The 10,830-nt window shown below is 64.3% G+C and carries 9 protein-coding genes; 5 read left to right on the top strand and 4 right to left on the bottom strand.

All coding sequences use genetic code 11. The annotated features are described in order from the left end of the window. The 3 genes from ACOZK4_RS20935 to ACOZK4_RS20925 form a co-directional block, all read left to right on the top strand. Positions 1-713, top strand: a 713-nt coding sequence (locus ACOZK4_RS20935) for an efflux RND transporter periplasmic adaptor subunit (RefSeq protein ID WP_421593576.1), incomplete at its 5' end; no start/stop codon positions are given. 11 nt (positions 714-724) lie between these two features. Then, the gene (locus ACOZK4_RS20930) at positions 725-3,862 is read left to right on the top strand and encodes a multidrug efflux RND transporter permease subunit (RefSeq protein WP_421593575.1); all 3,138 of its coding nucleotides are present in this window, start codon (positions 725-727) and stop codon (positions 3,860-3,862) included. Positions 3,863-3,867: 5 nt separating this feature from the next. Then, on the top strand, positions 3,868-4,491 hold the full coding sequence (locus ACOZK4_RS20925) for a TetR family transcriptional regulator (protein ID WP_313531400.1): 624 nt from the start codon (positions 3,868-3,870) through the stop codon (positions 4,489-4,491). Here ACOZK4_RS20925 and ACOZK4_RS20920 read toward each other — a convergent pair. From ACOZK4_RS20920 to ACOZK4_RS20905, 4 genes are read right to left on the bottom strand one after another with little or no spacing between them, the layout of a single operon-like run. Then, positions 4,483-4,731, bottom strand: coding sequence for a hypothetical protein (locus ACOZK4_RS20920; RefSeq protein ID WP_421593574.1), 249 nt, complete (start codon positions 4,729-4,731; stop codon positions 4,483-4,485). The genes ACOZK4_RS20925 and ACOZK4_RS20920 overlap by 9 nt on opposite strands. Further along, positions 4,732-5,955 (bottom strand): aminomethyltransferase family protein, encoded by a 1,224-nt coding sequence (locus tag ACOZK4_RS20915; protein WP_421593586.1) that lies wholly within the window; start codon positions 5,953-5,955, stop codon positions 4,732-4,734. Between the two features lie 5 nt (positions 5,956-5,960). Further along, a complete protein-coding gene (locus ACOZK4_RS20910; protein WP_421593573.1) occupies positions 5,961-7,517 on the bottom strand; it encodes a phytoene desaturase family protein in 1,557 nt (518 codons plus the stop codon). Then, positions 7,504-9,123: a phytoene desaturase family protein gene (locus ACOZK4_RS20905; protein WP_421593572.1), complete on the bottom strand. Its 1,620-nt coding sequence runs from the start codon at positions 9,121-9,123 to the stop codon at positions 7,504-7,506. The genes ACOZK4_RS20910 and ACOZK4_RS20905 overlap by 14 nt, the downstream gene beginning before the upstream one ends. A gap of 163 nt (positions 9,124-9,286) precedes the next feature. Between ACOZK4_RS20905 and ACOZK4_RS20900 the strand changes: the two genes are divergently transcribed. Beyond that, complete coding sequence (locus tag ACOZK4_RS20900; RefSeq protein WP_421593571.1) at positions 9,287-10,105, top strand: methyltransferase domain-containing protein; 819 nt, start codon at positions 9,287-9,289, stop codon at positions 10,103-10,105. A 41-nt stretch (positions 10,106-10,146) separates the two neighbouring features. Then, positions 10,147-10,812, top strand: coding sequence for a TetR family transcriptional regulator C-terminal domain-containing protein (locus ACOZK4_RS20895; protein ID WP_117367042.1), 666 nt, complete (start codon positions 10,147-10,149; stop codon positions 10,810-10,812). The last annotated feature ends 18 nt before the right edge of the window (positions 10,813-10,830 follow it).

The raw sequence follows: 10,830 nt of genomic DNA, 5'->3' as shown, positions 1-10,830 counted from the left end.
AAAACCTCGCGACGATCCAGCAGCTCGACCCCGTCTATGCCGACTTCACCCAGTCGGCGACCGACCTCATCCGGCTGCGCAAGGCGCTGGAGGACGGCGCGCTGATGGCCGACAACAATTCCGCCGACGTCAAGCTGGTGTTGGACGACGGCTCGGCTTATCCGCAGTCGGGCAAGCTCCTGTTTTCCGAAGCCGCCGTCGACGAGACGACCGGCCAGGTGACGCTGCGCGGCGAATTCCCCAACCCCGATGGCGATCTCCTGCCGGGTATGTATGTGCGCGTGCAGATCGAGCAGGGGATCGAGAAGGGTGCCGTTCTCGTGCCACAGCAGGCCGTGCAGCGGGATGCTTCCGGCAGCGCGCTCGTCTATGTCGTTTCCGCCGACAACAAGGCCGGCCCGCGTCCGGTCCGTATCGGCCGTGCCGCCGGCACGCGCTGGGTCATCACCGATGGCCTGAAGGATGGCGAGAAGATCATCGTCGAAGGCTTCCAGAAGGTGCAGCCGGGTGCGGAAGTCGTTCCTTCCGCATGGGATCCGAACGCCGTAGCGGCCGATGCGCAGAAGCAGGCGGCCGATGGCGGCGAAGTCAAGGCTGAAGGCGCTGCTGCTGATGGTGCAAAGGCTGACGACAAGAAGCCTGATAACGCCAAGGCCGGCGAAGCCGGCAAGGCCGAAGGCGGCGACGCCGCCAAGACCGAGCAGGCGAAGTAAGGACCGCAACGATGCCCAGTTTCTTTATCGACAGGCCGATTTTCGCCTGGGTGGTCGCGATCTTCATCATGATCGCCGGCGCCATCTCCATTCCGCTCTTGCCGATCTCGCAATATCCGAACGTCGCGCCGCCGCAGATTTCGGTCTCGACCTCCTATGCCGGCGCGTCGTCGCAGGACACCTATCAGAGCGTCACCAAGCTCATCGAGGATGAGCTGAACGGCGTGGAAGGCATGCTTTATTTCGAATCGACCTCGAGCGCTTCGGGTTCGGCCGAAATCAACATCACCTTCGCGCCGGGCACCGATCCGAGCCAAGCCTCGGTCGATGTGCAGAACCGCATCAGCCGCGTCGAACCGCGTCTACCCGATTCCGTGCGCCGCCAAGGCGTGCAGGTCGAGGAAGCCGGCTCCGGCTTCCTGCTGATCGTCTCGCTGACCTCCACCGACGGCTCGATGGATGCCATCAGCCTCGGCGACTATCTCAACCGTAACGTTCTCTCGGAAGTGCAGCGCGTACCCGGCGTCGGCCGTGCGCAGCTGTTTGCGACCCAGCGCTCGATGCGCGTCTGGCTCGACCCTGCCAAGATGCTCGGTCTCAATCTGACGGCGGCCGACATTACCGCCGCCGTGCAGGCACAGAACGCCCAGATTGCCGCCGGCTCCATCGGCGCCCAGCCGAATCCGATCACCCAGCAGATCGCAGCCCCCGTCAACATCAAGGGCCAGCTGACGACGCCGGAAGAGTTCGGCGCCATCGTGCTGCGCGCCAATGCGGACGGTTCGGCCGTGCGCCTGCGCGACGTCGCCCGCGTCGAAGTGGGCGGCGAGACCTATTCGTTCTCGACACGCCTCAACGGCAAGCCGTCCGCTGCTATCGGCGTCCAACTTTCGCCAAGCGGCAACGCCATGGCGACCTCCGAAGCGATCAAGGCGCGCATGGACGAACTGTCGAAGTTCTTCCCGCCGGGTCTCGAATATTCGATCCCCTATGACACCTCGCCCTTCGTGAAGGTGTCGATCGAGAAGGTTCTGCACACGCTGCTCGAAGCCGTCGGCCTCGTGTTCCTCGTGATGTTCCTGTTCCTGCAGAACATCCGCTACACGATCATCCCGACGCTCGTCGTTCCCGTCGCACTTCTCGGCACCTGTGCCGTGATGCTTGCCATGGGATTCTCGATCAACGTGCTCACCATGTTCGCCATGGTGCTCGCCATCGGCATCCTCGTCGATGACGCGATCATCGTCGTCGAAAACGTCGAGCGCATCATGTCGGAAGAGGGGCTGCCGCCGAAGGAGGCGACCCGCAAGGCGATGAAGCAGATCACCGGCGCCGTCATCGGCATCACGCTGGTGCTCGCCTCGGTGTTCATTCCGATGAGCTTCTTCCCCGGTGCCGTCGGCGTCATCTATCAGCAGTTCTCGCTGACGATGGTCGTCTCGATCCTGTTCTCGGCCTTCCTCGCCTTGTCGCTAACCCCGGCGCTCGCCGGCAGCTTCCTGAAGCAGGTTCCGAAGGGGCACCACCACACCAAGCGTGGTTTCTTCGGCTGGTTCAACCGTGGCTTCGACCGTTCGTCAAGGGGCTATAGCAGCACGGTCAGCTGGCTGATCCGCCGGACGGGCCGCTTCATGGTGATCTATATCGCCATCCTCGCGGGCCTCGGCTACATGTTCATGAAGCTGCCGTCGTCGTTCCTGCCGGATGAGGACCAGGGTTTCGTCATCGTCATGATGCAGCTGCCCTCTGAAGCGACCGGCCACCGCACGGACGAAGTGCTTGCCCAGACCGAGAAGATTTTCGGTCAGGAACCCGCCGTGAACACCATCGTCGGCATCAATGGCTTCTCGTTCTTTGGTGCGGGGCAGAATGCCGGCCTTGCCTTCGTGACGCTGAAGGACTGGAGCGAGCGCGGACCGGAAAACTCGGCGCAGTCAATCGCCGGGCGCGCGAGCATGGCCATGAGCCAGATCAAGGATGCGATCAGCTTCGCGCTGTCGCCGCCGCCCATCCAGGGTCTCGGCACGACGGGCGGCTTCTCGTTCCGTCTGCAGGATCGCGGTGGTCTCGGCCAGCAGGCGCTGTCGGCCGCGACGGGGCAACTGATCGGCCTTGCGGCCCAGAGCAATATCGTGACGGGCGTGCGCGTCGAGGGCATGCCGGATGCCGCCCAGGTCAATGTCGTGATCGATCGTGAGAAGGCCAACACCTTCGGTGTGACCTTCGCCGATATCAACTCGACGATCTCGACCAATCTCGGCTCGACCTACGTCAACGACTTCCCGAACGCCGGGCGCATGCAGCGCGTGACGGTCCAGGCGGACCAGAACGAACGTATGCAGGTGGCCGATCTCTTGAAGCTCAACGTGCGCAATTCGAGCGGCGGCATGGTTCCGCTCTCGGCCTTTGCGACCGCCGAGTGGGCGATGGCGCCGACGCAGACGGTCGGATACAACGGCTATCCGTCCATGCGCCTCAGCGGCGAGACCAAGCCAGGTTTCTCCTCCGGTGATGCGATCGCCGAGATGGAGCGGCTTGCCGCCCAGCTGCCGCCGGGCTTCGGCTACGAGTGGACGGGCCAGTCGCTGCAGGAAATCCAGTCCGGTTCGCAAGCGCCGATCCTGATCGGCCTGACAGTCCTGCTGGTCTTCCTGTGCCTTGCGGCGCTCTATGAAAGCTGGTCGATTCCGCTCGCGGTCATCCTCGTCGTGCCGCTCGGCGTCATCGGCGCGGTCATCGCGGTGACGATGCGCGACATGTCGAACGACGTGTACTTCAAGGTGGGCCTGATCGCGATCATCGGCTTGTCGGCGAAGAACGCGATCCTGATCATCGAGTTCGCCAAGGAACTGATGGAGGACGGCCGGTCGCTCATCGACGCGACCATCGAGGCCTGCCACCTTCGCTTCCGCCCGATCCTGATGACGTCGCTCGCCTTCACGCTCGGCGTTCTGCCGCTCGCGATCGCGACCGGCGCAAGCTCGGGCAGCCAGCGCGCCATCGGTACCGGCGTCATGGGCGGCATGATCACCGCGACGGTGCTTGCCATCTTCTTCGTGCCGGTCTTCTTCGTCTTCGTGATGAAGCTGTTCGGCTACGGGAAAAAGAAGGAGGAGCCGGCTCCGGCTGAAACCAGCCCGGCGGAGTAACCGCCATGCGCCGGACCAAGGCAGAGGCCAAGGAAACTCGCCAGCAGATACTGCTGGCGGCGGAAAAGGTCTTCTACGAAAAAGGTGTCGCCCATGCCTCCATGGAGGATGTGGCACGCGCCGCGGGGGTCACCCGCGGCGCCATCTACTGGCACTTCGCCAATAGGGCGGATCTGGTGCTGGAGCTCTACAATTCGCTGCCCATGCCGCAGGAAGAGCTGATCGCCCGCGAGCTGGAGGCGGAGAATGCCGATGTCTTCGGCGTGCTCGAACGGGTCGGCCGTGAATGGCTGGAGCTGCTGGCCGAGGACGAGCACCGCCAGCGCATCCTCTCGATTCTTCTGCGTTGCGACACGACAGGCGAATTCGCCGCCATTTCCGAACGGCAGAACGATCTCGACGACGAACATATGCAGGCGCTGGAAGCGGCTTTCGTGAAGGCGGAGCGGCAAGGCAGGCTCGGTGGTGCGTGGACGCCCCGCTCGGCCGCCTCCATGCTGCGCTGGGTCATCAAGGGGCTGTGCTCGGAATGGCTGTTGTTCGGCCGCCGGTTCGATATTGCCAGCGAAGGCAAGGATGCGCTGCGCCGGCTGTTTGCGACCTATTCGGCGCCCACGCCATCAATCTGATCGGCTGCGAAACGCCTCCAGCTTCGCGATCCATTCCGCGCCGACCTGCCAGCGGCGCAGCACCGAGACCGGGTCCTCCGCATCGAGCCGCGAACAGATGCGGTAGATTTCCAGCACCTCGGGCGCCATCTCGCCGCGCTGGCAGAAATACATCGCCGCCGCATAGCGTGCCCGCCCGGACCATTCGGCGCCCGGCGGCATGGCGATGATTTCCCAGTTGCGGCGGGTTTCCTCGTCCATTTATTTGAGGCCCGGCGGCGTGGCCGTGCGACGGGCGAGCTTGACGAAGGGGCGGGGCACGATCTTCGCCCGCTTCATCATCTTCTGGTATTTCAGCTCGCGCATCGCATAGATCTCCACCCAAAGGTCATTGGTGAACTTCGAGCCGTAGGGCCGCTCGAGGCTGGCGATGGCGATGTTGCGCTTGGCCGTCGGTGACCAGATCGCGGCAGTGACGAGGCCCGCCTCATGCTTTTGCCGATGATAGACGATGGCGTGCTCGGCGGAAATATTCCCTTCGATTTCAAGGCCTACCAGGATGTGTTTGAGAGTCTGATTCCGCCGCGCATCGAGGATGGCGCGGCGGCCGTTGAAATTCGGCTTGTCCGGATCGACCAGCCAGTCGAGGCCGATTTCATCGGGCATGCGTACGCGGTCGGCGCGCAAGGCGGCTTCGGCGGTCATGAAATCCGCATTGGCGACGATGAAGCCGGCCTCGATGCGCGTCTGGTTCAGCGCGCCGTAGCCGATGGCGCGTATGGCATGGGGGGCGCCCGCCGCCCACAGGCGATCCCAGAGCGAGAGTGCCCTGGCGCGCGGCACGAAGAGTTCGTAGCCCAGATCGCCGGTAAAGCCGGTCCGCGAGATCGTGACCTCGCCGCCCTCATGCGGGAAGGTGGCGATGTCGAAGGGTTTCAGCCGTTCCACGCCGGCGAAACCCGCATCGCGCAGCACGGCGTAGCTGGTTGGACCTTGCAGCGCGAGACCGGCGATTTCCTCCGTCTCCTCGCGGATGTCGACCGTGAAGCCGAAGGCGCTGTCGAGCAACCAGGGCAGGTGGCGCTCCTGGCAGCAGAGGCGGAATTCCTGTTCGCCGAGACGGAACAGCGTGCCGTCGTCGAGCACATGGCCATGGTCGTCGCACCAGGCAGTGTATTGCACGCGGTTGATGCCGAGTTTTCGGACGTCGCGCAGCGTCAGCCGATTGAGGTAGCGTTCCGCATCCGGGCCGGCGATGCGGTATTTCACCATCGGCGAGATGTCGAACAGCGCGGCGGTGGAGCGGATGGCGAAATATTCGAGTTCGCCGTCGGTCAGTGAATGCGGCGCCTTGTAGCCGGCCCAGTTGTACCAGTCGTTGACCTCGCTGATCGCCATCAGCCGGTCGTGGAACGGCGTTTCGAGGCGAGGCACGCGGATATGGTCGCGGGCCGCGCGGCGCAGGTCGGCGGCGGATTTCGTCATGGCGTTCATGCTGTCGCTCCCGAAAGTATGTGGCGCGCGGCGTTCCAGCCCGGCAGGCCGGAAATGCCGCCGCCCGGATGTGCGCCCGCGCTGGCGAGATAAAGGCCCTCGATCGGTGTCTTGTAGCCGGAGGCCGCCCCCGTCGGGCGGTTGACGAGCAGCTGGTCGGCCTGCAATTCGCCGTGATGCCAGTGGCCGCCGGGCAGATTGTATTCCGCCTCGATATCGACCGGCGTCATCAGATTGGCGGCGAGGATAGATTTACCGATGCCGGGGGCATGCCGCTCCAATGTTTCCAGCACGATCTTCAGGAAAGCCGGCTTGCCATTCTCCCAGCCGGCCTTGAGGCGGTAGGGCGCGTATTGCACCAGCGCCGAGAGCGTGCAGGCACCGGCCGGCGCAAGCAACGGATCGGCGAGGCTCGGCAATGTGATTTCCATGACTGGATCGGTGGAGAATTCACCGTATTTCGCCGGGTTGAAGGCCGCCTCGACCTGTTCCTTCGAGCGTACCAGCACGATGCGGCCGTTGCGGGCCTCCACTGGCAGGCCGGTGAAGTCGGGAACGCGGTCCAGTGCAAGGTCGAGCTTGGCGACATTGCCGTGGCTGCGCACGTTCTTCACCGACCGCAAGAAGCCGGTGCCACTTTCGGCGGGATCGACGAGGCGCAGGAACGTCGTCTGCGGATGCACGGCCGAAACGACGACGGGGGCCGTGATCTCCGTGCCGTCGCCGAGAACGACGCCGCTGGTCCGGCCGCGATCGGCAAGGATGCGGGCGACGGGGGTCGCGCAACGGATGGTGACGCCGGCCTTTTCCGCAGCGCGCAGGAAGGCCGGCGCGATGCTCGCCATGCCGCCCACCGGTACGAACTGGCCGCCGGTGCGGCCGGCGACATCGCCGGTCAGGCGGTAATAGAGGCCGAGCAGGGAGGTCGGCGAGCGCGGGCCGAGATGGATGCCGAGCGTGGCGTCGAAGGCGAGCAGACCCTTCAAGCGGTCGTCGGTCAGGTATTCGTCTGTCAAGTCGGCGACGTTCATTAACAGCATACGCAGGAAGTCGCGGCCCTCGCTGCGCCCCTTGCGGATCAGGCTGAGGCCGGCGCCGGCGAGCGTCGAGAGATCGCCGAGCGAGACCGCGCCGATCTGCGGGGGCGGGCGGCGCAGGAAGCGTTTGAGAATGCCAGCCTGGAAGATGAGTTTCTTGCGCATCGCCGCAAAGGCGGCCTGTTCGTCGGCGGAGACGCCGTCAATGCTTTCGCCGTAAGCACCGTGCAGGGTTATTGCCTTGCCGGAGCCGTCGAGCACTGTCGTCGGAAGCAGCGTTTCATCGCCCTTCAGGTCGAGGCCGATATCTTTGGCAACCTCGGCATCCAGCCGGTTGACGAGATGGGCGAGGCCGGCGGAGCGGAAGCCGGGGGCGAACTCGCGGCCGCGGGTGGCGCCGCCCGGTTCGTTTGCCGCCTCCAGCACCAGGACGCGGCGGCCGCCCTTGGCGAGGCGGGTGGCGGCGGCAAGGCCGTTGTGGCCGGCGCCGATCACGATGGCATCAAATGACGTCATGGGCTTTGCTCATCTGTTCGGGGGCGCGCTTGAGGTCGCGCAGGATCTCGGCGGCGGCGTTGCGGCCGGGCGCGCCCATCACCCCGCCGCCCGGATGGGTGGAGGAGCCGCACATATAGAGACCATGGATGGGGCTGCGGTATTGCGCATAGCCGGGCACCGGCCGGTTGAAGAGCAACTGGTCGAAGGTCAGTTCGCCCTGGAAGATATTGCCTTCGGTCAGGCCGACTTCCGCCTCGATCTCGCGCGGCGTGCGCACTTCCATATGCACGATGCGGTCGCGGAAGCCGGGCGAATAGTCGGCGATCTGGCTGATGACAGTCTCCGCGAAGGCATCGCGGTCTGCATCCGTCCAGTCGCGGCCTTCCACCTTCGGCGGACAATATTGCACGAAGCAGCTCATGAAATGTTTGCCGGGAGAGGTCATGGTCGGGTCGAGCAGGGTGGGGATCATCATGTCGAGGAAGGGATCGGCGGACCAGCGCCCGGCCTTCCAGTCGTCGTAGCCGCGTTCCATGCGCTCGATACTGTCGGTGAAATGCATGTCGCCGCGAATGCAGTTCGAACCCTCAGGCAAAGCGGGGAATTCCGGCAGGCTGTCGAGGGCGATGTTCACCTTGCCGGAGGAGCCGCGCATCTTGAAATGCTTGACGCGGTGGACGAAATCCCCGGGCAGGTCCTGTTCCTCGACGAGCTTGAGGAAGGTGCGCTTCACATCGGCATTGGAGACGACGAGATCGGCGCGCACCTCGTCGCCATTGGCCAGCACGACGCCGGTGGTACGGCCGCCGCGCGTCAGGATTTTCGAGACTTCCGCATCCGTGCGGATCGTGCCGCCGGCGGCCTGGAAGGAGCGAGACAGCGCCTGCGTCACCGCGCCCATGCCGCCGCGAGCGTAGCCCCAGGCGCCGACGGAGCCGTCGACCTCGCCCATATAGTGGTGCAGCAGCACATAGGCGGTGCCGGGCGACATCGGGCCGAGGGCGGTGCCGATGATGCCGGACAGCGCGAGATAGGCCTTGATGACGTCGGTCTCGAAATATTCGTCGAGGAAGTCGGAGATCGACATGGTCCAGAAGCGCAGCGTCTCGGCCATTTCGTGCGGGCTGAATTCGCCGAATTTCTTGGCGAGATAGAGCAGTTCCGAAATGTCACGCGGGCGGAAACCGAACGGGTCGGGGGCGGTGCGCATCAAGAGCGGCTGGATGAAGCGGCACTGGCGCGTCACGTCGCGTGCATAACGCTCGTAGGCTTCCGCATCGCGCTTGGAATAGCGCGCAAATTCGCGGCGGTGGCTGTCATGGTCGCGGTAGGAGGCGAGGTAGTCGCCGTCGCGGGTGAAGACCGCGCCGCCCTCATAGGAGATCACCTGCAGGCCGTGTTTGGGCAGTTCGAGATCGCGCATGATCTCCGGCCTAAACAGCGAGCAGACATAGGAACAGTTGGAATAGAGGAAGCCGGGCGTCAGCTCGCGGCTGGTGGCCGCACCACCGACCCAGCCGTTCTTTTCCACGACGAGAACGTTGAGGCCGGCGCGCTGGAGATAACAGGCCGTCACCAGCCCGTTATGGCCGCCGCCGACGATCAGGGCATCGTACTTTTGCATTTTTGATGTCTCCCTTGTTTCTAAAAGCTGCATCAAAAGCAAAATGTTGTCCAGATATTCTGAATGATCATTCAGCAAGTATCTTGCAATCGCCTGATTATGCGCTAAAATTTCGATCGATTGGAAAACGCACCGGCCATGGGGCCGCGAGAGCAGGGAAGCCATGACGGCGGCAGTCGAGGATGGTGCAGCGGCGGAACCGGAATATGACGAGGCGGCGATCCGCTTTCTCGGCGTGATGTGGGGCGAGGGCTATCTTTCGCCCGGCGGCCCGGCGGAAGTCGACCGCGTGCTCGCCGGTATCGATCTCGAAGGCAGGTCCGTGCTGGATTTCGGATGCGGCGCCGGTGGTGTCACGCTGCATATTGCCAGGACGTACCGTCCGGCGGAGATCGTCGGTTATGATGTCGAACAGCATGTCATCGAACGGGCAAAGATGGCTGCGGCCGCGCAGGGGCTGTCGTCCACCACGCGTTTCGTCGCGAGCCCGCCGGGGCGGCTGCCGTTCGATGACGGCGCCTTCGATGTCGTCTTCTCCAAGGATGCGATGATCCATGTGCCGGACAAGGAGGCATTGTTTGCCGAATTGTTCCGCGTGCTGAAGCCCGGCGGCGTGCTTGCCGCTTCGGATTGGTTGATCGGTCACGACGGTGAGCCGAGCGCCGATATGCAGGACTATATCGCCGCCGAGGGCCTGAGCTTCGGCATGGCGTCGTCGCATCGCTATCTACGGGCGATGGCCAAGGCCGGCTTTGCCGACGGCGTCGCGGAGAGCCGCAATGGCTGGTATCGCGACGTGGCGCGCGGCGAGCTGGAGCGGCTGAAAGGCCCGCTTTATGCGCAGGCCGTCGCCGCCGTCGGCGAGGCCTATGTCGCCAAGAACATTCGCACCTGGACGGCCATGCAGAAGGTTCTTGACAGCGGGGAGCATTGTCCCACTCATCTGCGCGCAAGCAGGCCGGCCGCGGGAATTCGCCCATGACGGTGGTGCTGAAGAATCCCAAAGGCAAGGTGACGGTGAAGATGCGGGCAGGCGGGGCTGATCAGGGCTCGGGTGACGGCGAGAAGCGGGGCCGCAAGGCCTCCAAGGAGACGAGACGGCAGCAGCTCATCGAGGCGACGATCGATTCGCTCGCCAAACGCGGCTATTCCGACACGACGCTGGCGGATGTGGCCGATGGTGCGGGTCTGTCCCGCGGGATCGTCAACTTCCATTTCGAGAGCAAGGAAAACCTGCTCATCGCCACGCTGCAATTCATGTCGGAAGAGTATGGCGACCACTGGAATTCAGCGCTCGAAAAAGCCGGTCCCAGCGTCGCCAGCCGTCTGTGGGCCATCGTGCATGCGGATTTCGACCGGAAGATCTGCACGAAGCGCAAGCTCGCCGCCTGGTGCGCCTTCTGGGGTGAGGCCAAGTCGCGGCCGACCTACCAGGCGCTGTGCGGTGCGCGCGACGTCAAATACCAGGAGACGGTGATCGCGCTCTGCGCCGACCTCAAGGCGGAGGGTGGCTATGACTACGAACCGGAGCCGATGGCGCTGTCGCTCTGCGCCATGCTGGAAGGCCTGTGGCTGCGCCTGATGATGGGCGACGGCACGACGCGGGAAAAGGCGCTGGAGGCGGCCATCGCATTCGTCGTCGTGGCCTTCCCGAAGCATCTCACCTTGCAAGGACCAAAACCACAATAGGGAACCCGAAAACGGGGA

Origin of the sequence: Shinella sp. M27, assembly GCF_049199905.1 — a bacterium.
In the GTDB taxonomy this organism is placed as follows: Bacteria; Pseudomonadota; Alphaproteobacteria; order Rhizobiales; family Rhizobiaceae; genus Shinella.
The sequence above is the reverse complement of the archived record's forward strand: the minus strand, read 5'-3'. Positions and strand labels throughout refer to the sequence as shown.